General features: G+C 52.9%; 24 protein-coding genes and 1 pseudogene. 14 read left to right on the top strand and 11 right to left on the bottom strand.

Features of this window, described 5'->3' with window-relative positions; all coding sequences use genetic code 11:
- Nucleotides 1-5: 5 nt before the first annotated feature.
- From KTE_RS21125 to KTE_RS21115, 3 genes are all read right to left on the bottom strand, one after another.
- Nucleotides 6-296, bottom strand: coding sequence for a hypothetical protein (locus KTE_RS21125; protein ID WP_201384355.1), 291 nt, complete (start codon nt 294-296; stop codon nt 6-8).
- The gene (locus tag KTE_RS21120; RefSeq protein WP_201384353.1) at nt 293-880 is read right to left on the bottom strand and encodes an IS607 family transposase; all 588 of its coding nucleotides are present in this window, start codon (nt 878-880) and stop codon (nt 293-295) included. The genes KTE_RS21125 and KTE_RS21120 overlap by 4 nt, the downstream gene beginning before the upstream one ends.
- A gap of 131 nt (nt 881-1,011) precedes the next feature.
- Nucleotides 1,012-1,980, bottom strand: a complete 969-nt coding sequence (locus tag KTE_RS21115) for a LacI family DNA-binding transcriptional regulator (RefSeq protein ID WP_201384351.1) — start codon at nt 1,978-1,980, stop codon at nt 1,012-1,014.
- A gap of 155 nt (nt 1,981-2,135) precedes the next feature.
- Here KTE_RS21115 and KTE_RS21110 point away from each other — a divergent pair, with 155 nt between their 5' ends.
- The 5 genes from KTE_RS21110 (at nt 2,136) to KTE_RS21090 (ending at nt 6,218) form a co-directional block, all read left to right on the top strand.
- Nucleotides 2,136-2,297 (top strand): hypothetical protein, encoded by a 162-nt coding sequence (locus KTE_RS21110; protein ID WP_201384349.1) that lies wholly within the window; start codon nt 2,136-2,138, stop codon nt 2,295-2,297.
- 22 nt (nt 2,298-2,319) lie between these two features.
- On the top strand, nt 2,320-4,149 hold the full coding sequence (locus KTE_RS21105) for a glycoside hydrolase family 3 protein (protein ID WP_201384347.1): 1,830 nt from the start codon (nt 2,320-2,322) through the stop codon (nt 4,147-4,149).
- Between the two features lie 354 nt (nt 4,150-4,503).
- Nucleotides 4,504-4,950 (top strand): DUF6220 domain-containing protein, encoded by a 447-nt coding sequence (locus tag KTE_RS21100; RefSeq protein ID WP_201384344.1) that lies wholly within the window; start codon nt 4,504-4,506, stop codon nt 4,948-4,950.
- A 2-nt stretch (nt 4,951-4,952) separates the two neighbouring features.
- A complete protein-coding gene (locus KTE_RS21095; RefSeq protein WP_201384342.1) occupies nt 4,953-5,810 on the top strand; it encodes an NAD(P)H-binding protein in 858 nt (285 codons plus the stop codon).
- Nucleotides 5,811-5,945: 135 nt separating this feature from the next.
- Nucleotides 5,946-6,218: an SDR family NAD(P)-dependent oxidoreductase gene (locus KTE_RS21090; protein WP_201384340.1), complete on the top strand. Its 273-nt coding sequence runs from the start codon at nt 5,946-5,948 to the stop codon at nt 6,216-6,218.
- An 878-nt stretch (nt 6,219-7,096) separates the two neighbouring features.
- On the opposite strand, the gene KTE_RS21085 is transcribed toward KTE_RS21090, so the two are convergent.
- Nucleotides 7,097-7,792 carry a hypothetical protein gene (locus KTE_RS21085; RefSeq protein ID WP_201384338.1) on the bottom strand — a complete coding sequence of 232 codons (696 nt, stop codon included), beginning with the start codon at nt 7,790-7,792 and terminating at the stop codon, nt 7,097-7,099.
- Between the two features lie 576 nt (nt 7,793-8,368).
- Here KTE_RS21085 and iscB point away from each other — a divergent pair.
- The 3 genes from iscB to KTE_RS21070 all read left to right on the top strand — a co-directional run bounded on the left by iscB (nt 8,369) and on the right by KTE_RS21070 (nt 13,085).
- Nucleotides 8,369-9,658 carry an RNA-guided endonuclease IscB gene (gene iscB / locus KTE_RS21080; RefSeq protein WP_201384336.1) on the top strand — a complete coding sequence of 430 codons (1,290 nt, stop codon included), beginning with the start codon at nt 8,369-8,371 and terminating at the stop codon, nt 9,656-9,658.
- A gap of 32 nt (nt 9,659-9,690) precedes the next feature.
- Nucleotides 9,691-11,736, top strand: coding sequence for a serine/threonine-protein kinase (locus KTE_RS21075; RefSeq protein ID WP_201384334.1), 2,046 nt, complete (start codon nt 9,691-9,693; stop codon nt 11,734-11,736).
- Between the two features lie 110 nt (nt 11,737-11,846).
- Nucleotides 11,847-13,085 (top strand): DUF4097 family beta strand repeat-containing protein, encoded by a 1,239-nt coding sequence (locus KTE_RS21070; protein WP_201384332.1) that lies wholly within the window; start codon nt 11,847-11,849, stop codon nt 13,083-13,085.
- Nucleotides 13,086-13,112: 27 nt separating this feature from the next.
- On the opposite strand, the gene KTE_RS21065 is transcribed toward KTE_RS21070, so the two are convergent.
- Nucleotides 13,113-13,526, bottom strand: coding sequence for a hypothetical protein (locus KTE_RS21065; RefSeq protein WP_201384330.1), 414 nt, complete (start codon nt 13,524-13,526; stop codon nt 13,113-13,115).
- Nucleotides 13,527-13,796: 270 nt separating this feature from the next.
- Here KTE_RS21065 and KTE_RS21060 point away from each other — a divergent pair, with 270 nt between their 5' ends.
- Complete coding sequence (locus KTE_RS21060; RefSeq protein ID WP_201384328.1) at nt 13,797-14,696, top strand: hypothetical protein; 900 nt, start codon at nt 13,797-13,799, stop codon at nt 14,694-14,696.
- A 279-nt stretch (nt 14,697-14,975) separates the two neighbouring features.
- Here KTE_RS21060 and KTE_RS21055 read toward each other — a convergent pair whose 3' ends face one another.
- The 3 genes from KTE_RS21055 to KTE_RS21045 all read right to left on the bottom strand — a co-directional run bounded on the left by KTE_RS21055 (nt 14,976) and on the right by KTE_RS21045 (nt 16,444).
- Nucleotides 14,976-15,416 carry a nitroreductase family deazaflavin-dependent oxidoreductase gene (locus KTE_RS21055; RefSeq protein WP_201384326.1) on the bottom strand — a complete coding sequence of 147 codons (441 nt, stop codon included), beginning with the start codon at nt 15,414-15,416 and terminating at the stop codon, nt 14,976-14,978.
- A gap of 13 nt (nt 15,417-15,429) precedes the next feature.
- Nucleotides 15,430-15,768, bottom strand: a complete 339-nt coding sequence (locus tag KTE_RS21050) for an antibiotic biosynthesis monooxygenase family protein (protein WP_201384318.1) — start codon at nt 15,766-15,768, stop codon at nt 15,430-15,432.
- A gap of 70 nt (nt 15,769-15,838) precedes the next feature.
- Nucleotides 15,839-16,444, bottom strand: coding sequence for a TetR/AcrR family transcriptional regulator (locus KTE_RS21045; protein ID WP_201384316.1), 606 nt, complete (start codon nt 16,442-16,444; stop codon nt 15,839-15,841).
- Nucleotides 16,445-16,570: 126 nt separating this feature from the next.
- On the opposite strand from KTE_RS21045, the gene KTE_RS21040 reads away from it, so the two are divergent.
- Nucleotides 16,571-17,047 (top strand): SRPBCC domain-containing protein, encoded by a 477-nt coding sequence (locus KTE_RS21040; protein WP_201384314.1) that lies wholly within the window; start codon nt 16,571-16,573, stop codon nt 17,045-17,047.
- Between the two features lie 1,014 nt (nt 17,048-18,061).
- On the opposite strand, the gene KTE_RS21035 is transcribed toward KTE_RS21040, so the two are convergent.
- Nucleotides 18,062-18,574 (bottom strand): AraC family transcriptional regulator, encoded by a 513-nt coding sequence (locus KTE_RS21035; RefSeq protein WP_255552919.1) that lies wholly within the window; start codon nt 18,572-18,574, stop codon nt 18,062-18,064.
- Between the two features lie 227 nt (nt 18,575-18,801).
- Here KTE_RS21035 and KTE_RS21030 point away from each other — a divergent pair, with 227 nt between their 5' ends.
- Entirely contained in the window at nt 18,802-19,398 is a 597-nt protein-coding gene (locus tag KTE_RS21030) for a dihydrofolate reductase family protein (protein ID WP_201384312.1), read from the top strand.
- A gap of 307 nt (nt 19,399-19,705) precedes the next feature.
- Here the strand turns inward: KTE_RS21030 and KTE_RS21025 are convergent, their stop codons facing one another.
- Together KTE_RS21025 and tnpA are read right to left on the bottom strand one after the other, a co-directional pair.
- Nucleotides 19,706-20,863 (bottom strand): RNA-guided endonuclease TnpB family protein, encoded by a 1,158-nt coding sequence (locus KTE_RS21025; protein WP_201384310.1) that lies wholly within the window; start codon nt 20,861-20,863, stop codon nt 19,706-19,708.
- Nucleotides 20,778-21,261 (bottom strand): annotated as a pseudogene (gene tnpA / locus KTE_RS21020) (IS200/IS605 family transposase). Before tnpA ends, KTE_RS21025 begins: the two are co-directional and overlap by 86 nt.
- Before the next feature lie 623 nt (nt 21,262-21,884).
- On the opposite strand from tnpA, the gene KTE_RS21015 reads away from it, so the two are divergent.
- The 3 genes from KTE_RS21015 to KTE_RS21005 all read left to right on the top strand — a co-directional run bounded on the left by KTE_RS21015 (nt 21,885) and on the right by KTE_RS21005 (nt 23,818).
- Nucleotides 21,885-22,274, top strand: coding sequence for a tautomerase family protein (locus KTE_RS21015; protein WP_201384308.1), 390 nt, complete (start codon nt 21,885-21,887; stop codon nt 22,272-22,274).
- A 96-nt stretch (nt 22,275-22,370) separates the two neighbouring features.
- Complete coding sequence (locus KTE_RS21010; RefSeq protein ID WP_374226818.1) at nt 22,371-23,018, top strand: dihydrofolate reductase family protein; 648 nt, start codon at nt 22,371-22,373, stop codon at nt 23,016-23,018.
- Nucleotides 23,019-23,200: 182 nt separating this feature from the next.
- Entirely contained in the window at nt 23,201-23,818 is a 618-nt protein-coding gene (locus KTE_RS21005; protein ID WP_201384305.1) for a LysE family translocator, read from the top strand.
- Nucleotides 23,819-23,892: the final 74 nt, after the last annotated feature.

The following is a 23,892-nucleotide window of genomic DNA, read 5'->3' as shown; positions in this document are numbered from 1 at the left end:
AGGCTTTATTCCTCTTTCTCCCACTCCACATACTGCTCCCACTCTTCAGGTGTCATTTGGCGACAGATATAGGTTTTCTTCATGGCCTGGAAATCCAGTTCCACATCCAGATAATAGCCGTTACGTTCTGCTTCGTTTTGAAGCTCTCGAATGGAGTAATCAGCATCCACCGTGAAATTGTAATGGCCTCGATCCATCAAGCGCTGAAGATCAGGCCGCTGATCAATTTCTCGATCGCGTCTGTCGTGAAGTTCAATAAACTGTCTCTTGGCTTGCTCCGGGTCAAAAACTGTCATGAGGCTGGCTCCTGTTTCATGACCTGTTCCACGCACTGCTGAATTTTCTCCGCTCGTTCTTTGGAGTGTCTTCGCCCATAGATGCGACTGGCCATCGAAGCGATCACCGCGATAAAGTCGTCAACGAGATCGGGCTGGGTCTCTGTGGGAAACATCACCTCAACAGTACGCCCTTGCATCTGGAAAAGCTGGTCAATGTAGACAAAACCGAATCGGGTTAAACGATCTCGATGCTCAATGATAATCTTACCAATCTGCGGGTCAGTCAAGAGCTTGAGCAGCTTGGGGCGCGAATCGTTCATGCCTGAAGCAATTTCCTGCACGATTTTGGTCACCTGATAGCCACGGCTGGCAGCATAGGTCTTCAGCCGCTCCACCTGGCGCTCCAGGTCCGCTTTTTGTCCTGTGGTGGAGACGCGAGCATACAAAGCAATGCCTTGGGGAGTCTCTTGTTCGGGTTTCGGGTCACGAACAATGATCGTGCCTGTATCCAGTTGATAGGCATCCAATCGCCCAGCTTGCCACCACCGGAAAGCCGTCTTGTAGCTCACAGACATTTTTTTCGCATATTGGCTCAGTCTCATGGGATAATTTTATCATGAATAGGGATAAATGTCCATGTAATATGTTGCTATAGATAGCCCATTTTCGCTCACAAAAACTTATCAGCTGCTAGAAAATCATGCCAGCGCGAGAGCCACGCTGAGTAGCACGCCTATGCCGAGGCTCGCACGACGACCTTTGCCTGCAAGGTGCCGGTCTCCAGAACAGGACCACCCTGGCAGACGGAGACAACGCTCGCGATCAGGTGCTCGGTCAGGTTGGGATTTTCGAGGCCGATGGTGGTGAGCGGAGGAATACTCAGTTCGGCAATCATGGTATTGTCGTGACCGATGACGCTGACCGCTTCCGGCACGGCAATGTTGAGGTCGGAGAGCGCGGCCAGGGTGGCAAAGGCCACGTCGTCATTGTATGCGCAGACCGCGAACGGCGGAGACTGCACTGCCAGGAGATCCGAAAGCTGCTGGCGCGCCTTCTCGCGCGTCTGGGAGATGGTCACTATACGCGGTTCGGGCAGGCCATGTTCGCGGCACATCTGCTGCACGGCTTCCTGGCGCGTGCGCGAGAGATGCTGCAGTTGCGCCTTTTCTGTGGCAGCATAGACAATAGGACGCGGACCGAGCTTCAGCAGGTACGCCACCTGCGCGCGCGTGCCTGCGTTAATCCAGTCCCGATTCCCCAAAGTAATAATCGGGGCGTGAAAACGCTGGAGGCTGGCAACTGCAGCCACATCGTTTTCATCGACCATCCCGACCACGACCGCTGGCGCGAGGTTAGCTGACAGGTGCTCCTGTTCAGTGGAGAAGCCCACCTGCCAGACAAGGCTGAAGCCCACTTTTGCCACTGCCGCTGCCAGTTCTTCAATCATTTGAGAGATCGCTGCCTCAACGACCGACATTGGCCAGACAACCAGCACGATTTTGCTCTTTCCCGAGCGCAGCGAACGAGCTGGCGCGTATGGTTGATAGCCCAGTTTGCGCGCGGCCTCCATCACTCTGATCCGCGTCTCCTCTGGAATACGCTGGCGCGGATCATTATTGAGCACATAACTGACGGTGGCTTGCGATACCCCAGCTTCCCGCGCCACATCGACACTTTTGGTTCTACGCTGCTCGCCTCTCATGTCTTCGATCTTCCTTTAACTCAGCCTCTTGACTTCTGGATTTTCCCAGATTATACTCCAACTTATACGAATAAGTAAAGGCGGGAACGATGCTGGAGGCCCTCACCGATGAGTTGGCAAGCCGGGTTCAGCGTCTTCAAAAAGGAGTCTCAACGATGGATTCTTCATTCCAGAGCGCTTCATCCTCTGATGCAGGTCAGACAGCACAAGAGCTCGACAAGACGGGTGGTGGAGATATGGCGCTGCCCTGGTGCTCGTCGTCATCGGCGCGCTTTGTGTGCGTCCCATCCGTTCTGTGCGATAAGACGCAGAACTAGCAGAAAAGAGAAAAAGAAGCACATGTCTGTACAAACACTCTCTACTGATGATGGTTTCGCGTATCGCGATCTGAACAAAAACGGGCGCCTGGACCCCTATGAAGATCCCCGTGTGCCCATTGAGGAGCGCGTGGAGGATCTACTGGGACAGATGACGCTGGAAGAGAAAGCGGGAATGCTCTTCCAGACCATGATTGCGATGAATCCCGATGGGACGTTAAACGAGGGCGGAGGCGATTTCCCGACGGAGCCGACGACTGAGATGGTGTCTCGGAAGTTGATGAATCATTTCAACATACTCTACGCCTCTGCCCCCAGACAGATCGCGGAATGGTACAACCGACTCCAGGCCCTGGCCGGGGATATGCGCCTGGGCATTCCAGTGACCATTTCCACCGATCCACGCCACGCCTTTAGCAGCAATCCCGGGGCCAGTTTTCTGGCCGGCGCCTTTTCGCAGTGGCCTGAGCCGCTGGGTCTGGCTGCCATCAATGATCCCGCGTTGGTGGAGGAGTTTGGTGATATGGCACGCCAGGAATACACAGCGGTGGGTATCCGCGTGGCACTTCACCCCATGGCCGACCTGGCGACAGAACCGCGCTGGGCGCGCATTAACGGGACCTTTGGCGAGGATGCGGAGCGTTCCGGCAAGATGACCGCCGCGTATATTCGCGGTTTCCAGGGTGAGCGCATTGGCCCGGAGAGCGTCTCCTGCATGGTCAAGCACTTTCCTGGCGGAGGTCCCCAGAAAGATGGTGAGGACCCGCACTTCACGTATGGACGCGAGCAGGTCTATCCTGGCAACAACTTTGACTATCACCTCCAGCCCTTTGAAGATGCCTTTGCGGCAGGCGTTTCCCAGGTTATGCCTTACTACGGTATGCCAGTGGGTTTGCCCATTGAAGAGGTTGGTTTTGGCTTCAACAAAGATGTCATCACCGGTTTGTTGCGCCAGAAATATGCCTTTGATGGGATTGTGTGCACCGACTGGGGGCTGCTTACCGACGCGGATATGATGGGCGAGCCTTTCCCGGCGCGCAGTTGGGGCGTTGAGCACCTGAGCATCCCGGAGAAGGCCAAGAAGGTTCTTGACGCGGGTGTTGACCAGTTTGGCGGCGAAGCCTGTCCTGAAGTGATTATCGACCTGGTCAGAAGCGGGCAGATCCCTGAAAGTCGGCTTGACATCTCGGTGCGCCGTCTGCTGCGCGAGAAATTCCGCCTGGGTCTGTTTGATCAGCCCTTTGTCGATCCTGATGCTGCCGAACGGATTGTTGGCAACGAGCGCTTCCAGGCGGCTGGAGCGCTGGCCCAGCGCAAAGCCTTTGTGCTGCTGAAAAACGCTACTGGCGCAAACGGACCGACGCTGCCTCTGAGCGGCAAACCAAAGATTTACATTGAGAATATCGCCCCAGACGTTGCCAGTGCCTATGGAGAGGTGGTTGCCACGCCCGCCGAGGCCGATCTGGCCATTCTGCGCCTCCAGGCGCCGTTCCAGCCTCCCAAGGGTGGCGGTTTCCTGGCGAACTTCTTCCACTCGGGCGACCTGGATTTCAAGGAAGAGGAACTGACGCGCATCCTGAACGTGTTGCGCCAGGTTCCCACCATCGTTAACATCTACCTGGATCGACCAGCCGTGATGCCGGAGATCGCGGAACACAGCGCCGCTCTGCTGGCCAACTTTGGGGCCAGCGACGCAGCTCTGCTCGATGTTGTCTTCGGTCGCGTTGCCCCTCAGGGTACCCTGCCTTTTGAACTCCCCTCCTCCATGGAAGCGGTGCGCAAGCAGAAGTCAGATGTCCCCTATGACTCGGAGCAACCGCTCTTTCCCTTTGGGCATGGGTTATCCTATTAAAAAGCATCTCCCCGAAAGAGGATGTGCGGTAGAACCACACTATGATAGTGTGGTTCTACCGCACATTACTTGTTCCAATATTTGACTCTCTACAAAAATGGTTCAAACTTAAACTTCGACTGCAAAGCCGTATCCTCGGAGTCTTCTCTCCCGCCACTCGTAACACCCAATAGGTCTAGTATAGGCGAGATCAGACCGGAAAGCTGTCCCAAAAAGGATATCTCAACCTTCTTTATAGGTGGCGACCATGCAATGGTCATTTCAACCATGCCTCTCTTCGAGGAAGAGGCATGAAACAGATTGATATTCAACCATCGGAGAGTTACTTCTCCAGATAAAAGAAGGAGGAATTACATGTATAAAGGGATACGGGTGGTGTATATGATCGACGCCTGGCTGTTCCCAGCAGCCATTCTTGTTCAGGTCTTCTTCGCCGGCCTCAGTCTCTTCACTCGGCAGAGCTACTGGGGCGCGCATGACCCCTTCGGTCATATCATCGGTTTTCTCCCTCTGCTCCTGGTCTTACTGGCGTACCTGGGACGTCTCCAGCCTCCAGCGAAACGTCTCGCCTGGACCTTGTTAGGCGTCTACTTTATCCAGGCAGACCTCTTGACACTGCTTAGCTCGACTGTTCCGCTGCTGGGTGCCTTGCACCCTGTCCTGGCGCTCGTGCTCTTTGCCCTTGCCCTGACGATTGCGTTCCAGGCACGAGCGCTGGTGGCGGCGGGCATCCAAACGCCCTCTCCTTCGAAGTCTTTCGCTATGAGAACCCCTAACCCAACAATAGAAGAAAGGAACTAGCTATGATCCTGGTTACTGGAGCGACGGGAAACGTCGGACGTGAGGTCGTGAACCTGCTGCTCTCTGGCGGAAAGAACGTGGTAGCAGTCACTCGCAATCCCGCCACTGCCGCCTTGCCCGATGGGGCGCACGTGGTCGGCGGCGATCCCTCCCACCCACACACCCTGGCAGCGGCACTGCGCGGCATTGAAACAGTCTTCATCAGCCCACGTGCTCTGGGAGATGCCACAGCCGGGGCCGCGACCGTTGAACTGCTCAAGCTGGCAAGCGAGCATGGCGCGCGGCGAGTGGTCGCGCTGTCGGCTGTCACTGTGGAGTATGGCGGCGGGTATCAGCGCTTCTCTGATGCCTTCAGGGCTGTTGAGGATGCTGTCACAGCTTCTGGCTTGCAGTGGACCATCCTGCGCTGCGCTGACTTCGCCTCGAACGCCCTGGCCTGGGCACCACAGATCCGCCAGGCTGGTGTCGTACGGGGCGTCTACGGCGATGGAGCAACGGCGACCATCCACGAACGAGATATTGCTGCGGTCAGCGCTCGTGTGCTGGTGGATGCCGCGTACGCGGGGCGCTCCTATGTGCTCACCGGCCCGCAGTCGCTCACCCAACAGGCCAAACTCCGCCTGGTCAGCGAGGCCATTGGCAAAGAGGTGCCCTGGATAGAAGTCGCCCCCGAGCAGTTCCGCCAGGCCATGCTTGCCCAGGGCCTGCCTGAGGATGTCCCCGACAGGGTGATTGGCTACTGGGCCGACCGCGTTCAGCAACCAGGACCGTCTTCGGACGCCGTGGAGCAGATTCTGGGCCGTCCTGCGCTCACCTTCGCCCAATGGGCAGCCGAGCACGCTTCTGCCTTCCGAAACTGACAGAAACCCCATTACGATGGGCAACTCCGCATGAGGAAGTTCACCCGCGCTTTTGCGCAAAAGCGCGGGTACGCAATAGCATTGCAACATAGACACAAACAGACCATAACCAGTGTTCAGACAAAGGAGAACATCATGACAAAAACACTCACCGGGAAGCGGGCCGTGGTGACAGGCGAAACCAGCGGCGTTGGGGCCGGAATTGTCCAGTACCTTATGGAGGAAGGAGCCACCGTGCTCACATGCGCCCACTCCAATAAGGCACGGCCTCCCAAAACAGCAAAAGAAATGGCCCTGGTCCGCCTTCCTGCAATCACGCTAGGAGGCAAATCTGGGCCTTCAATCATTCAGTTATCCCCAATGCTACAGCCCTCACCCTTGCAAGGAGAAGGCTTTTCGTTGTGCTAATGAGAATAGAGTATGTGGCTAACTCCTCCATTGCGCAAACAGGCGCCCTGTTTTCCACCTGACTTACTATATTGTCCATCCTGGCACTCAACCACATAACCCTTTCCACTCGAGAACGAAGATATGCAGTCAAAGTACCTACAGAAGCCAGCCGGCGGATTGGTGATCACATTCCCTGGATTGAAATCATACCCCCAGGGGTTACCATTCACATCCGTGGCCGGTGTCGGCGTAGGATCTGGCAGTTGAGTAGGTGTTGGTGTGGGCAATAGTTTAGGTGTGGGCGTTAGGCTAAACGGTTTTGTTGGTGTTTCCTGCATCTTTACCGTGGGTGAAGGTTGTGATGCAAGTAAATTGCCCGAGAATATGTGGGTGATCGCGCTAGCGCACGAGAGACAGAGCATCAGTGCTACAAATATCATAAAGCCGCCAATGCAACCTTGAGCCTTTTTCGATTGTTTTCTGTACCAGGCCCAGGGCGCAAAGGGTTGGCGCGGCGGGCGTGGCGGTGTCAATGGCAAAAACGGTGGAGACGGAGGTAGTACAAAGTGCGGTTGCGTTGGGTCATCATTATACACCCCTAAAATATCCTCCTTTTTTATGTAAGATACATTTAAAAATATAAAAATGCAAAATGGTAGACGTATAGCTATGTAAAAATCAGACGAATCTCACAACTCATCCCTTACAAAATCTCAGAACGTCAGGCAGTTGACGGGAAATGTGAGGCAACAAGTGGGGAAACAATCTCGCTGCCACCCTGGAACACTGTCCCTATTATAACTGTCCCTATTATAACTGTCCTTATTATATAAGTGGGGAAAATATTGGTAAAAATGTCGGGACCCCGTTTCGCACACAAATCGACAATTTGGATCTCAGGGTCGTTTTAACTTCCGCCTCATCCAGAATCCGGCGATCACCATGACAATGCCCAGGGCGATGGTCGTGTAGATCATGACGTGCGCGGCTGTCCCGAAGCTGTTCGCGGCTGCGTTGAAGTTAGAAGCGTCTGGCATCTCCGGGAACCCCTCTACAGGCTGAGTCATGGTATTGACAATCGCTTCAAAGAACGGCAGCATACCGGCAGCAGGAATGCTCGTTATCAATCCCCCGATGATTAAGAGAAGACTGATAACATTTCTCGCAGTACGTCTGGGGCCGGGTCCCACCAGATCGCCTGCATTGACGTTCACTTGGTCACGCCCTATCTGGTACTGGTTGCCCCCTACCTGATAGATCGAGCCCTTGACCGATGCGTTCTTTAAGCTGATACTCTGATGTTGCTGAACCACGATCCGCAGACGTGTCACTGCAGCTCTCACCTCCGCATCCTGCCCCGCATTGACAGCCGTCAGTTCCTCATGGAGCACTCCCTGGCGATGAGTCGAATCGAGTTTGCTTTCTAGTTGGGCAAGAGCTTGTATGACACCGCTTCTGGCTCCGAATTTCCTGTTGAGTATGGACTTGAGATGCGTATACGCATCGAAGAGTGCCGTTTCTCCTACCTTAGTGAGGCCATTCAGCGCTCCTGCTGCCAGGGCTCCAACAATGGAGGCAGTGATCGGATCCATATTCCCTCCTCGGACGGGTCTCTCTCTACTTATGAAAGTGCCAGACGTCATTTCAGTCACAAGGTCATGTAGCGCCTCTAAGAAAACGCTCAAACACTCGCCTTTTTGTACCCCTGATGTAAATGTTGACATTTCATGGGAGAAATCTCAACATTTACATCGTGGAGGCAGAGAGGAGTCATATTCCTGCAAAATAAAAGTGTGCATGTTTCTTCAAGCCAAAGCCTGAACAGTATCCTTCAACGAAATCTCTTGACGTATATGCCTCTTTTGCCCTACAATTGGCTTTTGTGGAGAACGCATTTGGTCTCATCAAGAGACTTGAAGGATAAGCAGAGTCAGGAACCCCATGTCTAAAGACAGGGGCTTGTGAAAGCAAGCCTGGACCTGACCAGTCTCAGTCTTGAAATACAGACTACGTTAGGAGCGAAACTAGGTACGTTGGGATGCGTTGCCAGTCCCAACCTCTACGGTGCAACATTAAACATCCCTAGAGGGTTAAGGGCGTGTGTTGCACGATAAACCGTTCCATAACATTGACGAGGCAAACATCACCTACGAAAGTAGAGGCTCAACTTGAGCAACGTATTCGTGATTGATAGTGACTACAAACCATTGAATCCAGTCCATCCTGCACGAGCGCGGCTTTTGCTCACACAGGGGAAAGCGTCAGTGTATCGGAGATACCCTTTTACGATCATTCTGAAACGGGTGGTAGAACAGCCAGAGGTCCACCCCTTGCGCCTCAAGCTCGATCCGGGCAGTAAAACGACGGGAATTGCCCTGGTGAACGACACCAACGGCCACATTGTGTTCGCGGCTGAACTCTCACATCGAGGGCATGCCATTAAAGACCGTCTTGAGAGTCGTCGTGCAAGTCGCCGGGGGCGTAGGCAGCGTAAAACACGCTACCGCAAGCCGCGATGTAACAATCGACGCAGGAAGAAGGGATGGTTGCCACCCTCGTTAGAAAGTCGCCTTGCCAACATTCTGACGTGGGTAGCTCGCCTGTGTCGCTATGCTCCCATTGCCGCTCTGAGTCAGGAGCTTGTGAAGTTTGATCTGCAATTGATGGAGAATCCCGACATTGCAGGCGTGCAATACCAGCAAGGAACCTTGCAAGGCTATGAAGTCCGGGAATACTTGCTGGAAAAATGGGAACGCACGTGTGCCTATTGTGGCAAACAAGAGGTCCCGCTTCAGATAGAGCATATCCATCCACGTGCCCGTCGTGGGACGAACAGGATAAGCAATCTTACCTTGGCTTGCCAAGCATGCAATACTGCCAAAGGCACTCAGGAGATCGACGTCTTCTTGCAAAAGAAACCTGACGTGCTCAAGCGTCTTCTCGCTCAGGTCAAAAAGCCACTCAAGGATGCCAGCGCTGTCAATAGCACACGATGTGCTTTGCTAGAACGGCTTCAAGCTCTCGGCTTGCCTATCGAGTGTGGGAGCGGTGGATTGACGAAGTTTCATCGTAGCACGCGAGGACTGCCCAAAACCCACTGGCTCGATGCCGCTTGCGTAGGCAAGAGCACGCCTGATGTGCTTTTGCAGAAGGGAGTCATTCCACTGCGAATCAAAGCGACAGGGCATGGGAGGAGGCAAATGTGTGTGCCTGACAAGTATGGCTTCCCCAAGCAGCACAAAGAGCGCAAAAAGACATTTCTTGGGTATCAAACGGGTGATCTGGTCAAAGCCATAACGCCCAAAGGACCATTTGAAGGACGGATAGCCATTCGTCATCGGCCTTCATTCCGACTGGAGAAGGTCGATATTCACCCCAAATATATGCGTTGTGTGCAACGATCCGATGGCTATGAGTATACACAGAAAGGAGTGCGCCATGCTCCTCCCCATGGCTAAAGCTAGGGGTCCCTGCATGGCGCAATTTTTAGATGGGAGAGCGGGTCAGCCGCAGAGAACAGCGTCTTGGCAATTACCGCCTTATAAGTTTGTTGGGCGAAGGGGGCTTTGCCCAGGTATACCTGGGTGAGCACATCCATCTGGACACCCAGGCCGCTATTAAAGTGCTACATACTCGCCTGTCTCCTGATGATATTGATAAGTTCCGTGTGGAGGCGCGTACTATTGCGCGTCTAGTTCATCCTCATATCGTGCGCGTTCTTGAATTTGGCGTGGAGGACAACACCCCTTTCCTTGTCATGGACTATGCTGCGGAGGGAACCATGCGGAGGCAGCATCCTAAAGGGACAATCCTGCCGCTAGAAACGGTTACCTTCTATGTGCAACAAATCTCCGAGGCATTGCAATATGCGCATGATCAAAAAGTGATACATCGAGATATCAAACCTGAAAACATGTTGTTAGACAAGCATCATCGGGTGCTCTTGAGCGACTTTGGTATCGCGGTAGCTGAGCAGAGTTCGCATGATCAGAAAGCGAGAGGGATGGCAGGAACTGTCACCTATATGTCCCCTGAACAGATCAAGGGCAGATTCTCTCCGGCAAGTGATCAGTATGCGCTAGGTATTGTCGTCTACGAGTGGCTTTGTGGAGAGCGCCCTTTTCAGGGTTCGTTTACTGAACTCTGCACACAGCACTTGTTTGCCTCTCCTCCTTCACTGCGTGAGAAGGTCCCCGCGATCTCGCCTGAGATTGAGCAGGTGGTCATGAAGGCCCTTGCCAAAGATCCAGCGCAGCGATTTCACAACATACACGCCTTTGCTCTTGCCTTGCAAGAGGCTTACCGGGCAAGAGGGGGCAGCATCGTGCAGTCTTTGCGAACAGATCTTACATCGGCAAACTCGCATGAAGACTCTCCATCAACAGCATCGAGCGAGGAGACACCACCAACAGAGTTGAAAACAGCTATACCCTCAATCAGGCTTGAGAAAGATATTCCATCGGCAAACGTGAGTCAGCAAAGGCTTCCATCTGCCAAGGGCCTCTCGCGCCGTGCGATGATTCTAGCGACTCTAGGGGGAGGAGTTGGTGTGGGTGGAGGACTCATCTGGTTTGTGGCCTCACACAATGGACGACCAGCCACGCCGGCTTTGACGCCTCCTCTATCCTCGCCTCCAACCCTGCCATCAAGAGGAACTACTCTTTATAGCTATGAAGGGCATGATGATACGGTTGATGCGATTGCCTGGTCACCTGATGGGAAGAGGATTGCCTCTGGGGGTGGTGATAAAACAGTACAGGTTTGGGATACAGCGAAAGGCGACCATATCTTCACCTATCGTGAACATAAAGGTGCCGTGGAAGGGCTGGCGTGGTCACCCGATGGGAAACGAATTGCCTCTGGAAGCTATGACAAAACAGTGCGGGTATGGGATGTTGCCAGTGGTGGTCATGGATTTACCTATGTGTATATGGGACATGGTAATTTGGTAGAGGAGGTGGCCTGGTCGCCTGATGGAAAGAGGATTGCCGTTACCGGAGTAAGAACAATGGAAACCTGGAACGCGGAGGATGGCGGACAGCGCACTATTTATCAGCGGGGGCTGGAGGCCGCGAAAACAGTGTCCTGGTCCCCCCACGATGGTCGCCAGATCGCCTCTGGTGGTGGGGTCACAGTTTATGTCTGGAATGCAGTAGATGGCAAGCAAGCCTTTGCGTATAGTGGGCATACAGATCGTGTGGATACTCTCGCCTGGTCGCCTGATGGGAAGAGGATTGCCTCTGGTGGAAAAGATAAGACGGTGCGAGTATGGGATGCCGCCGATGGTGGTCATGTTGTGATCTATCGTGGGCATGCTGATTACGTGAACTCTGTTTCCTGGTCGCCTGATGGGAAGAAGATAGTTTCAGGTGGCAATGATGAGACTGTGCAGGTCTGGGATGCTACAAATGGCAGCCCCATCTTGACGTATCGAGGGCACACCAGTGATGTGAATGTAGTGGCCTGGTCGCCTGATGGGGAGAGGATTGCCTCTGGTGACGATGGGAGAAGTGTGCGTGTCTGGATGGCACCATAGCCTGTTTGCCGAATATTCACCCCATTTACCAACAACCTCGACTGAGCTTGGGGCGTATAATACAATGATCTTTTTATATCTATCGTGATCTGCGAGGAGAGAAGGTATTTATGCAGAGCCAGGAAAGCGGCTACGAGTCACAACAACAAGTCACACCGGAGCGTGCGGTCAACGGGGACCCGCGCGAGCAGGCTTCGCCCTATACGGAAGGGGCGCACGTGGACGAGAGGGAGCGCACGTACGAGGAAGGCTATACGGGACAGTACACGCAGGATAGCTGGTTTCAGGAGGGCGAGAAGCTGCACCCCCAGGCACCCCGGCAGCGTAACGCCTCCAGCGTCTTCGTCTTCATAGGCATCCTCTGCCTGGCCTTGATCGCGAGCAATGTCCTGGGTCTGCTCTCCGGCTGGCTGATCTGGGGTGGTGTCCTCCTGCTGATCGGTATTGGCGCTTACCTCGCTATCCTCAACTGGCGCGTTGTCACGCTTCCCATGCCCACGGAGAGCTTTATGATTCAGGAGCATGCGCGGCTGGACATCAATAACGTCTCGGGTCGCGTCACGATCCGGCAGAGCGAAGACAACGTGGTGACGGTCAATGCCACGAAGAAGGCCAGTGGGATCGGTATGACGCTCGACTCGATGCGCATAGATTACCAGCAGCAGGGCGACTCCATCACCATGAAGAGCGCCGCTAATGCATCCTTCTTCCAGTTTGGTTGGAGAAGCTTCGAGCTTGAGATTACAGTGCCGAAGGGGTGTGATGTACAGATGAAGACCGGCTCGGGTCGTGTCGAGGCGCGGGGCTTTAAGGGCGATATACGCCTGCGCACCGGTAGCGGTGGGATGGAGATCGCGGACCTGGAAGGGCGCATCGATGCCCGCACTGGTAGCGGCTCCGTAAACGCCGATCAGGTCAAAGGCAATCTCTTGCTCAAGACCGGGAGCGGACACATCACGGCTCAGGAGTTGAATGGTAGCGCCGAACTGAATACGGGCAGCGGCTCCGTTACTGTCATGCAGTCCAATCTTGCGGGAAGAGCCACAATCAAGACAGGTAGTGGCTCAATCACAGTTACGCAATCGACCCTTGCGGGAAGCACTCTCTTCAAGACGGGCAGTGGCTCGGTTACCTACTCCGGCGGGCTCGACCCGCTCGGCACGTACGAACTGCGCACCGGTAGCGGCTCCGTCTCCATGACGCTCCCGTCACAGTCCGCGCTAACGCTCAACGCCTCGACCAGCTCCGGCAAGGTCATCAACGCCTTTGAGCATATGCCCGTGGATGGTCCGCGCGCCCAGGTTCGAGTCAAGACCGGTAGCGGCTCCATCACCGTCACAAAGGTGTAGAGGCTGAACCTGATAAGCAGAGCCCTCTCAAAAAGTGAAGAAAGGGTCATCGCGAACGGCTGCCAGGCATTCATCCACCGTCATGGCCGAGTAGGGCTCGATCCACTGGCCAGTGTAACGCATAAATGCCAGATCAAAGAGCCTGGAGCCCGCATAACGCATGCGCGCAAATTTCACCTCAAAATGGGAGACTTCTGCTTCAGGATGCGGCACGTGATAGGTCGCACAGAAATAGAAAGCGCTGTGATACCACTTCCCATAGACATCTACCACGTAGTTGAATTGGGGCTTCTGAGGTGGTGGTTGAATGTAGCGCGCTTTGAGCACCGTCTCGATGAGCATATTGGCCTTCGTGCTCACCTCTTGCTTTAGCGTTTCGGGCAACGTTGACGATGTAGTTTTGCGCGGACTAAACATCCACGATTTTGGCGGCTTTCTCATACCGGCTTTCCCTTCCCCATTGGAACGACGAGAGCTCTCCAATGTAGGTCGACAACCAGCCAAACAGCGCTCGCAACCGTTGGGCAGGATGAAATTTGAACACCCATCTCTGCGGTTTATGATTCCTTTCTCAGTTCCAGTTTGACATGATCATGATCTACTCTTAATATAACATGGGGAAAGTTGGTGCGGCACACCCCGCTGTACTAACAGACCAAACAGCAACAAGCAGTGTGCGTGGAGAAGATGCATGAGAGGAGTTCAGTAGCTATGGCAGCAAAGTTATCATCGCAAGAGAAAGAGCGCTTTTATCGGATCTGGTTTGTCTTGTTGCATTGGGTCAACGAGCAACTCCATCTGGTTCCCTGGCTTCCAGCAGTACCTTCCGAGGGATCAGTGCAACCAGAGCAAGCCATGCAGGTGCGCAACGCCCTGTGGGCAAACGACCGTTTGCTCACACGTTTCATTACCGAAAATCCCACCCAGCTCTCAGATGAGGACCTGGCGCTCGTAGAGAGTTGGCAGTACCGGCTCGCAGGCAATTTCTTTGTTGTGCGCGCACTCAAGAACTACACCGTCTTGCTTACTGACTTTGCTCCTCATGCGCGTGCCTATGGAGTGGTAGGACTCACCGATTCGGTGGCCGAGACGATGATCCTCCCGCTGCCCGTGTACATCCAGACCGTTTTATTACCCTTTGAAGAGCGGATTATCTACGACAGTTTGCTAACCACCTACAACGTCTCTTTCGGCTCCGGCATTCGTCGCAGTCTCAAAGAAGCCTATCGCAATGCCACAGAGCGGGAAGGCATTCTGACTTCGCTCTTGCCCACAGCACCAGCGAACCTGAATGAGCTGCGTCTCCAGATAGAGGCGCGCAGTGAGAAGCTCTTGCAGGCCTTTCGCAAGCACCTCACCCAGACGGGTTTAAGCCTGAAGATGGTAGAGCAGCACGCCAGCACTATCCAGCATTTCGCCTCCAACGTGTTGTTAAGCCAGACGCCATCGCACGGGTTGCTGGATATGACCCCGAATGAGGTCGAGTCCTATTTGCAGAAAGTTGACGTTAAAACGGCGAAGACAAGCTTCAAGCGTTTTGTGCGCTTTCTTGTGGAGACGGGAAGGATGGAGTATGGGCAAGCTGAGGAACTGCGGCAGATGCTCAAATAAGGAGAAGTGAAGCCTCCCGCCTGATACACTTCAATTGAAAGGAGAGTGAAGGTGACCTATGACCTGACGCCAACACAGCAGCTTTTAGAAGTCCTCAAGCAGAGAACATTAATAAAACACGATATGCCCTTTTTTCTGCTCTCCTCATCTCGTTGCACAACCCGTGAGCTGCACACATCAGCACAAGGCTTAGCGTCCTTGATGCTCCTTGGAAAGATGACCGCCAAGCCTTTTGTGTGCTCTTGATCGCAATATGAAACGGAAGAAGAAAGCTATGTGCTACCCGACGCTCTGTATGAGAAACACTGGATGGTGTACTGCCTCGCGCTCAAAGTCCTGATGTGGAGCTTCTTTTTTCACATCGAAGTAATCGCGCGTGAAGAAAGTACCGTTCCCAAGCGTGTTTTTTAGAATAGGAGCCGCTTCATCTGAGGGAAGTTCCCTTGCCCTGATAGCCTCTTTGTAACGACCAAGAGTGAGGGTGGCCTCTCCCGCAACTCGCAGATTGCGTACCCAATTGACCTCTCCATATGCAGCGACAAGATATCGCTTCCCATCCTGTTTCACAACGGCCACCGGGGTCGTACGTAGCTCACCACTTTTGCGTCCACGTACGGTGAGGAGCTGGATTGGCCCGACCTTCAGGCCGATACGCGCTATACTTGTTGCGAGCAGGTTGCTCAGGCGGACAAGAAACGTGACACGAAATGTTTTCGCCATGCATTTTCCTCCTTTAGCCGTCTTCGCCTTCAAGGATAGCGCAGACCTCATAAGTGCGCATATCTGGAGTTGCGATTTTGCGGAGTTCAGCAAGCTGTGGGTTCTCAGTATCTCTCAAGATTTTTATCGTGACTTCCTCCACTGCTTCCTGGCTATGGTATTGCGCATAGTTCACTACACGCGTCCCATCGATGCTCTTATGAAAATTGGCTGACAAGAAACCTGGGACGGTAGCACGAAGCTGCCTGGCTATCTCAATCAGCAGTTCGAGAGCCCGCTGCTGCTGCTGTGGCTCGACGGTAAAGGTATTAATGGTGGTCACGACACGCCGGGTCGTCGAAATGTTTGTCATCCTAATACTCCTTTTCTTTCTCAATTTGTTTGGTCGTACAACCAGATTGAAGCAAAAAAAATGATGGGCCTTATGATTCTTTCACAATGAACAGTTGTTGGAGTTGCCGATACGCCTCGGTAAGATCCAGGTCAGGCTGCGCAATGTACTGGAGCGCCAGCCCATCAGTGCACGCATGAACAATCGCAGCAATAGCCTGCGCTTGCGCTTCATCCATCCCAGTATACTGCTGAATCGTGGTAGCGATGCCTTGTCTGCCTTTCTCCAGCATCTGAGCAACGGCGGGCAGAAAAGCGGCCTTGCGTAAACCAAGGGCGTACAATTCGTATCGCAAACGATACCATGTAGGATCACGGCGTGTGACGGCAGCGACCGCGAACATAGCCCTCTCCGAGAAGCCTTGGGCCGTTGCAACTCCACGCATTTCTTGCATCAATTGCTCTCCAAAGCGCGCACCTGCCTCGTAGACGATTGCGAGTAAGAGCTCGTCTTTGGTCGCGAAATAGTAATGAAACAAACCAGGAGAGACGCCAGCGCGGCGAGCAATCTCTTTGACGGTTGTCGCTTCAATACCCTTCTCGGACAGAATGGTCGAACCCGCTGCGATCAAACGTTCCCGATTATCGGCCTGGTGAGTCCAGCCTCGCTTCTGCTTTAGTATTGTTTGGTCGTTCATACAAATAGGGTACCTTATTATAAGTGCTTTGTCAAGAGGGAAATCCGTCTTCAGATTGACAGTTGCTCGAAATGCCCATATGATGATGGAAGCACATACTTGATGAACTTGCGAAAGGAGAAGCTCTTGACGGATGCACACGCTCGTACGAGCACTTACAACTCGAAATTTATCAAAGCGGCGCCTGAGATACTCTACCAGGCCTTTACTGATCCCGCAGCCCTGGCTGCCTGGCTTGCACCTGGAGACATGGCCGCTAAAGTCCATCATTTTGATCTCCGGGTTGGTGGAGGATACCAGATGTCGCTCTACTATCCTTCGTCCGAGTTACCCTCTCTCGGCAAGACAAGAGAAAGGGAAGACGGATATACTGCACGATTTACGGAACTGACGCCACCACGAAGAATCGTCGAAACGATCACCTTTGATTCAGCTGATCCAGCCTTCTCAGGAGAAATGATCATGGTGGTCACCTTTGAGGCGAAAGACAACGGAACAACCGTATCGATCTTCTTCAAGGACATTCCACCAGGGATTCCACCCGAGGATAATGAGACTGGCACACAGTCGTCACTCGAGAAGTTGGCACGCTATGTCGAGTAGAGGCTGGTATCCGACATGCGGAGGCAGGGAGTGGGAAAGCACCGTGACAGACCGAGAAGGAGACAAAACCTCACATCCCATGAAGCTGAGGGCTCCCTATAATGGGTCTTGCGACACCCCGATTTGCGGCAGGATGTCAACCACGACAGGGCAGGATGTGGTTGGAGGAAGTATGAACCAAAACGACATCGTCCCTTTGCTCGCCTCTCGACCGGTCACTTCCTGGTGAAGTGGCCTCTCATCGGCTTGCAAAGGGACGATTGATAGACAAAAAGCGGGAGACGAGACTCGAACTCGCGACAGCCTGCTTGGAAGGCAGGAACCCACAAGCAGCCCTCCTCGACCCTATCGATCGGCCTGACAAGCCATTTTACTCACCTATCACCTGTTTTGAGCAGCACTGGAAAAAGATGTTACGAACGTTTTTGCCCTCTCACGACAAAAGATGTCCCAGCATTTCCGCTGTTTTCGGCATTTTATCACTCACTGCTTTTCGCTTTAAGGCAAAAGAGGCTATAAGATATACTATCTTTTTCCTCTCTTATGCATGAGCTTTTTCAGCAGTAGTACAAAAAGCGCTACACCACCCTTCGACCAGGGAAGCGGAACAATGCCCTCTTCCCGCACCTCTACTGAAGAGAAACGCCTCGTGGGATGGCGAAAACAGCGACATCTTTTCTCCGCAGACATACTCTAAAGAAAACTATAAAGACTTTCTGCCCCCATTGCAAGCGGGACATCCTGCCTCCCAGTACGCCATACTTGTATCACCACAAACGATTTTTCGTAGCAATCGTCGCCGGCGATAAGGGAAAGAGGCCTTTCCTGTTCCAAAGGTTAACAAGACGAATTCGTTCATACGCAATGCTGCTTCTAGAGTACCAAATTTAATGAATTTGAAATAGGCATTTGCAGTAACTTCGGCACTTATGATCAGTTTTTCACATGACACACACTTTTTCTTGCACCATACTTTTAGCAGAATAAAAGACTCTGAAGATTTCATTTTGCCTTTTAAAACAAAGGAGCACACTTCTGGTCATGGCGTACCGAGGATCTGATCCGCGAAGCGAATAAGCGATTGACCCATTCGCTTACACATGATGAGTGGCAAACACACTTAGGCAATGAACAGTATCGAAAAACGAGCGTCTGGCTCGGTTGGCGTGAACGCACAAGAAAACAGCAAGAATTTGAGAGGTAATCTCGGATCTTCACTGCTACCTGCCAATGAGCGCCTCTTGGTACGCAACAGAAGGTTCTTGGCACTTGTAATTCCTCTCTCGGATCCTCATCGCTACCGGCGCAAGGCTTCCCCATGCGGGCAATTTGAGCAGGAGTCTGTCCGATGAAGCGCTTGAGCATGCGGGTCAGATGGGGTTGATCGAAGTAGCCAGCCTCCTCCACCATGTCGAGAACAGAGACGCCTTGCTGTAGCAAGTTTACCGCATGTTGGGCACGTTTAATGGCTTGCAGCGTGCGCAGTGGTAAGCCGGTAGCTCGCAAGAAGCGGCTGATCTGATGCAACCGAGATGCACCTAAGGGAGAGAATAGGCCCGTCTGTAACTTGCCCGACAGTGGTGGCCATTTTCTTCAAGACACTCTCTCCTTGTCGGTAGTATACTCCCCTTGATCACTGCTCACTCAAAAGAGCGTACAGCGTTCACCAATGGACGAAGAGAAGGAAAATGAGGAAAACCATCTCTATAGCTAGAAAGATGAGCAGCAAGCGAAAAGGAATAAAGAGAAAAGATATGAGAAAACTCGCTGCCTTTATGCATGTCTCGTTGGACGGGTATGCATCTCCAAAGGATGGGAGCCTTGAATGGACATTCCGGGGGATGAGCGAAGACGTTTTACAGGCTGCTCACGCACTCCTGAGCGATGTGGATACCGCTCTCTTTGGACGTCAAACCTATCAGGGAATGCAAGGATATTGGACAACAGTTCCCGGCAATGCCGAAAGCACACTGGGTGATATCGAGCACGCTCACTGGCTCGAGCAGGTCACCAAAGTCGTGTGCTCAACCACACTTGAAACGGCCGATTGGAACCATTCCATCCTCATCAAGGACCATATTGTTGAGCAAATCAACGCGCTCAAGCAACAGCCTGGCCAGACCATGAAGATCTTCGGCAGCCCCAGGTTGGTCCATTCGTTGCTCGATCTTGACCCCGGATTGATCGACGAATATCGGCTTTTCTTTCATCCTACCGTGTTAGGGAATGGCGTACCCTTATTCAAGAATCTCAAAGAGAGTATCAATCTCAACCTGATTGATTCCAGAATCTTTGGGAATGGGGTTGTCTACCTCCGTTACCAATCAGCACACCATGAGACTGAAGAATAACAGTACCAAGAGAGAGGAAAAAGATGAGTCAACTTGAACTGCACCAATCCGAGCAAAGAAAAAAACGTCTCTCGTGGAGGTTGTTGTCCATAGGAATTGTTGTCCTGGCTGTACTAACCGCATTGGTCCACCTCGTCCTCGGTCTGGGGACGTTCTGGGTGGCATCCCATGGGCCGGCACCTGTGGGCTCGACCCCACAAGGATTAGTGACGATTGCTACCCTGTTTCTTCTGAACTGTATTGGCTACTTGGCCCTTTTAGTTGCGTTCTATCTGCCGTGGTTCAAGCAAGTGACGACTCCCCACGGCTACAAGCCGGGGGCTTCTGGAATGACGCGGCTGTGTCGTCCCACAGCCTTTAAACCTTCATCTAAAATATTTTTGCTGCCATTGTGATCGCGATCGATCACGAGTCCACAGTTGGGACATTCGTAGATCCGTACAGAGAGCGGCATCTCTTGCACATGCCCGCAGCAGGAACATCGCTGACTGGTGTAGGCCGGGTTGACTTTGACCACTGTGCGGCCAGCTTCTTCCGCTTTGCTGCACAGAAACGCAAAGAACTGCGACCACGCTGCATCTGCGATGGATGCGGACAGTTTCGGATTCTTGACCATGTTGCGCACGATCAGCGCCTCTACGGCGATCAGGTTGCAGGTGTTGACAATCTTGCGCGAGTGCTGGTGCGCAAAGTTCTTGCGGCGATGCTTTGTCCGTTCGTGGACGCGTGCCACGCGTTTCTTGAGCTTCTTTCGTTCTTGCGATTGTTTCGGGGCTTTGTCTCGCTTGCGTTGCGCCTTCGCCAGGTTCTTTTCTTCTTGCCTGAAGAAGCGTGGATTCTCAAGAGACGTGCCATCGGAGAGATAGGCAAAGGTTTTGAGCCCGACATCGATGCCGACTTCTTTGTCTGATTGAGGGACGTTTCCCTTTGGCACATCTTCACACGAGATCGAGACAAACCATTTGCCTGTAGGCGTCCGCTTCACAATCGCTGTTTTTGGCGTTCCGGCGAGGGGCCGATGCATCACCATTTTCACCTGGCCCAATTTGGCGAGCACGAGCGTTCCCCGGTTCTTTTGAGCGCTCGCTGCAACGTCGAAACTATTGCCGTATTGCTTGAACGTCATGCTATCATAGCGAACACGAGACTTGTATCTGGGATAGCCTGGCTTCTCTCCACTCGCACATCTCTGGAAAAATCGATCAAAGGCAAGATCCACGCGTTTGACCGCATCTTGGAGAACTTGGGAAGGCACCTCAGCCAGATCGGGACGCATGTGTCTGCACTCGGGCAATTCGGCGCACTGATGGGAAAAGCCGATCGATTTCCCCGCCATTCTATAGGCATCCCGGCGTTCTTGCAAGGCGGCGTTGTACGTCTCACACAGCAGTTGTAGCCAGTGGGTGAGGGTCGTCTCTTGCTTTTTTGTCGGATAGATCCGGTAGTGAAATGTCTTGTGAGACATGGTTTTGTTGCTCAATAGACTGCTTGATGACGCTCAAGGACGCACCACCTGATGTGCTGACACAAGAGGAATTCGTCCACAACGTGGGCAATGCTCGCTTGAGTTGCGGGAACTCCTGTCGCAAGCATCGAGAGGAACGATCTGTGATGCGTTTCACCAGCCGATGGATCCCAAACTGGAGGTCCATATTGACCCGCGAGATGCACATGATCTGGCATCACCTCTCGCTCTGCTTGAAGCTCTTCGCAGACCTGGCGAATGATCTGCTTGAAGCGGGTTTCGATGGTCCCGACAAGCAGTGTGCGTCGATAGTTGGGACACCAGACCACATGAGAATGGCACGCAAAAACCACGTTCCGATTGCTTCGATGCCCTTGAACATGAGTTCCAGTGTACAGCACTTTTGTATCTCCTGTCAAGAGGAGAATACCCCAACGCGTTGCTCTTCTTCCCCTCTCCAAAAAGGAACGCGTCTTTCATCCCCATGGCTGAAGCCAGGGGATGAAAGACGCGGTTATGGGTAAAACCGTCTATCCGCTGGCTGCTCATTGGGTATACGACCCTCACCATTGTGGTGTGGTACTTCGTTGAGTTCCGTCATGCAGATATGTTTGATTATAGCGATAAGCTTATAGAGGTCCTGCTTATTGCGTTGCTCCTGCTTGATGGCAGGCGGGCTCGTAGGCTTCCTGCCTGATTTCCTCTGCTGACCTGGAAACGCTGGTAGGCGCGATCTTGTCCATCTCTGTTTTCTGTGGCTCTTCCTCATTTGAGAGGCATGCCTTGCAGGGCAGGGTCAGCGTGCATTTCGCCGATGGATCAGAGCGCGACAGTGAACTGGGGACAAGTATCCGGCCCTGGTTTGCTCGCTCCCTCAATGAGCAGCGATCTGGCCTCCAGCTCATATGGGAGCCGTATGGATGAATGCAAAAGATGTCCAACGCAGGGCTTCTTGCTTCTCACCGCGAGGGACGATTTTCTACAAAGGCTGAGGATACCAAAGAAGAAAGGATAGTCTCGTATGGTACAGATCAAGATCTACAGTTTAAAAGATCATCTTGCACCCCTGAAAGAGCAGTTTTCGGATGTCCTTCATGCTTGTGCCGTAGAAGCTCTTCATCTGCCGCCCGAGAAACGATTTCATCGCTTTTTCCTGCTCGATCCTTCTGATTTTGTCTTTCCCAAAGATCGCAGTTCACGGTACACTATTTTGGAGATCAGTTTGTTTGAAGGTCGCTCCATTGAAACGAAAAAGCAGTTCATTCGCTTGCTGTTTGCCAGGCTGCATGAGGAACTGCTCATCCCTCCGCAAGACCTCGAAATCACCATCTTTGAGACGCCGTCGCACAATTGGGGGATTCGTGGGCTATCAGGGGATGAATTACACCTGAATTATCGCGTCGAAATTTGAACTCTCGAGAAGAAGGGCAACTGTTCGAAGGGCGAATGGCGGTCCAGCATGGCTCTCGCTGATGCGCCCTGGAAAAAGCAGAGGAGACTTGAGATGATGCAAACAAGCAAAGTGTTTTTCGATGTCGTGATGTCCCTGGACGGCTTCATCGCCCCTGAAGGAATGGACATGGCCCATGCCAACGACCCGGAATACAAACAGTGGATGAACAAATGGATGCAACTCCAGCATTGGATGTTTCAGCAGCAATTCTTCCGCGAGAATCTCAAACTGGGCGAAGGTGGCGAGACAGGTCTCGCCAACAGCATGTTGGAAGAAACCTTTCAACGTACCAGCGTCAGTATCATGGGGAAGAATATGTTCAGTGGTGGCGAGCGCTTCTGGCCCGAAGAGGCTCCCTTCCATACTCCCGTCTTTGTCGTGACCAACCAGGTACGTACCCCATGGGAACGCCCTGGCGGCACGACGTTCTACTTCGTCACTGACGGCATCGAAAGCGCACTTCGTCAAGCCCGAGCTGTTGCCAGCAATGGAGATATCCGAATAGCAGGAGGAGCCAATACTATCCAGCAATATCTCAACGCAGGGTTGATCGATGAGTTCACGATCCACTACGTGCCGGTAGTTTTTGGTCACGGCACCCCGCTTTTTGCGAATATGAACCCCGATATCAAGATAAAAATGAGGGAGGCCGTTCCATCGCAAGAAGTTGCTCATATCACTTACGACGTAGAGAAGAGATGAGAAGAAGGATATAATTTCTCATTTCACCATTGCGATAGGCGTAAATGGGCTGCAATCTCCCCCATATGGCCTATTTCCACTGTTGACAGTTCTGAGAAGAGAATTTAGTTGCTCTTGAAGCATCATCTGGGACGCTTCTCATTCCAGATGATGCTTCTGAGCGAAGAAAAGGGAATGGTTTTATGGCCTATCTTCCAAGTCTTCTTACGCTTGTTGGAGTTACACTTGTTGGAGCTATGAGCCCGGGTCCGGACTTTGCCACCACGGTCTACTACTCGACCCGCTCGCGTCGCGAAGGGATCTTTGTCGCTCTAGGGATCACGAGCGCGCTCTCTGTCTGGATCATCGGGAGTATGGCGGGGTTAGCGGTGGTGTTAGCACAAGTCAGTTGGTTAATCCACATCATACGCCTGCTCGGGGCGCTGTATCTTATCTACTTAGGGGTTCGAGCAATTCTTCATGCCCACCATGCTGCTCCTTCTTCCTCTGTTGCAGCAATCACTGCCTCAAGACTTGCTGCCTGGAGAGTTGGTTTTCTCTCGAATATAGGGAATCCAAAGGTGCTTGCTTTCTTTAGCAGTATCTTTGTCGTGCTTTTCCCTGTCCATCCCCCATTCTGGGTTGAGGCTGCAAGTGTTGCTCTGATGTTGGGTGTCAATATTGTCTGGTATAGCCTGGTCGTCTGTGTTTTCTCTCTGAAACCAGTGACCCGTCTTTATCAGAAAGGAAAAAGATGGATCGGCTACCTCACCGGGGCGCTATTTGTTGCGTTGGGTGTGCGCCTGGCACTCGAAAGATAACCCCAAACCGCTTCACCACCTGGACGAGATAGGCTCATAGAGGAACTTGAGATACTTTTGCCAGTTGGCTCCTT

Source organism: Ktedonobacter sp. SOSP1-85 (genome assembly GCF_016587415.1).
GTDB lineage: Bacteria > Chloroflexota > Ktedonobacteria > Ktedonobacterales > Ktedonobacteraceae > Ktedonobacter.
The sequence above is the reverse complement of the archived record's forward strand: the minus strand, read 5'-3'. Positions and strand labels throughout refer to the sequence as shown.

Coding starts and splice junctions, on each gene's coding strand:
- KTE_RS21050 (WP_201384318.1), bottom strand. CDS start 15,768: ATGACAAACATTTCGACGACCCGGCGTGTCGTGACCACCATTAATACC.
- KTE_RS21125 (WP_201384355.1), bottom strand. CDS start 296: ATGACAGTTTTTGACCCGGAGCAAGCCAAGAGACAGTTTATTGAACTT.
- KTE_RS21070 (WP_201384332.1), top strand. CDS start 11,847: ATGCAGAGCCAGGAAAGCGGCTACGAGTCACAACAACAAGTCACACCG.
- KTE_RS21115 (WP_201384351.1), bottom strand. CDS start 1,980: ATGAGAGGCGAGCAGCGTAGAACCAAAAGTGTCGATGTGGCGCGGGAA.
- KTE_RS21055 (WP_201384326.1), bottom strand. CDS start 15,416: ATGGCGAAAACATTTCGTGTCACGTTTCTTGTCCGCCTGAGCAACCTG.
- KTE_RS21085 (WP_201384338.1), bottom strand. CDS start 7,792: ATGGATCCGATCACTGCCTCCATTGTTGGAGCCCTGGCAGCAGGAGCG.
- KTE_RS21065 (WP_201384330.1), bottom strand. CDS start 13,526: ATGAGAAAGCCGCCAAAATCGTGGATGTTTAGTCCGCGCAAAACTACA.
- KTE_RS21045 (WP_201384316.1), bottom strand. CDS start 16,444: ATGAACGACCAAACAATACTAAAGCAGAAGCGAGGCTGGACTCACCAG.
- KTE_RS21025 (WP_201384310.1), bottom strand. CDS start 20,863: ATGTCTCACAAGACATTTCACTACCGGATCTATCCGACAAAAAAGCAA.
- KTE_RS21095 (WP_201384342.1), top strand. CDS start 4,953: ATGATCCTGGTTACTGGAGCGACGGGAAACGTCGGACGTGAGGTCGTG.
- KTE_RS21120 (WP_201384353.1), bottom strand. CDS start 880: ATGAGACTGAGCCAATATGCGAAAAAAATGTCTGTGAGCTACAAGACG.
- KTE_RS21030 (WP_201384312.1), top strand. CDS start 18,802: ATGAGAAAACTCGCTGCCTTTATGCATGTCTCGTTGGACGGGTATGCA.
- KTE_RS21110 (WP_201384349.1), top strand. CDS start 2,136: ATGGATTCTTCATTCCAGAGCGCTTCATCCTCTGATGCAGGTCAGACA.
- KTE_RS21100 (WP_201384344.1), top strand. CDS start 4,504: ATGTATAAAGGGATACGGGTGGTGTATATGATCGACGCCTGGCTGTTC.
- KTE_RS21075 (WP_201384334.1), top strand. CDS start 9,691: ATGGGAGAGCGGGTCAGCCGCAGAGAACAGCGTCTTGGCAATTACCGC.
- KTE_RS21090 (WP_201384340.1), top strand. CDS start 5,946: ATGACAAAAACACTCACCGGGAAGCGGGCCGTGGTGACAGGCGAAACC.
- KTE_RS21060 (WP_201384328.1), top strand. CDS start 13,797: ATGGCAGCAAAGTTATCATCGCAAGAGAAAGAGCGCTTTTATCGGATC.
- KTE_RS21015 (WP_201384308.1), top strand. CDS start 21,885: ATGGTACAGATCAAGATCTACAGTTTAAAAGATCATCTTGCACCCCTG.
- KTE_RS21005 (WP_201384305.1), top strand. CDS start 23,201: ATGGCCTATCTTCCAAGTCTTCTTACGCTTGTTGGAGTTACACTTGTT.
- KTE_RS21010 (WP_374226818.1), top strand. CDS start 22,371: ATGCAAACAAGCAAAGTGTTTTTCGATGTCGTGATGTCCCTGGACGGC.
- KTE_RS21105 (WP_201384347.1), top strand. CDS start 2,320: ATGTCTGTACAAACACTCTCTACTGATGATGGTTTCGCGTATCGCGAT.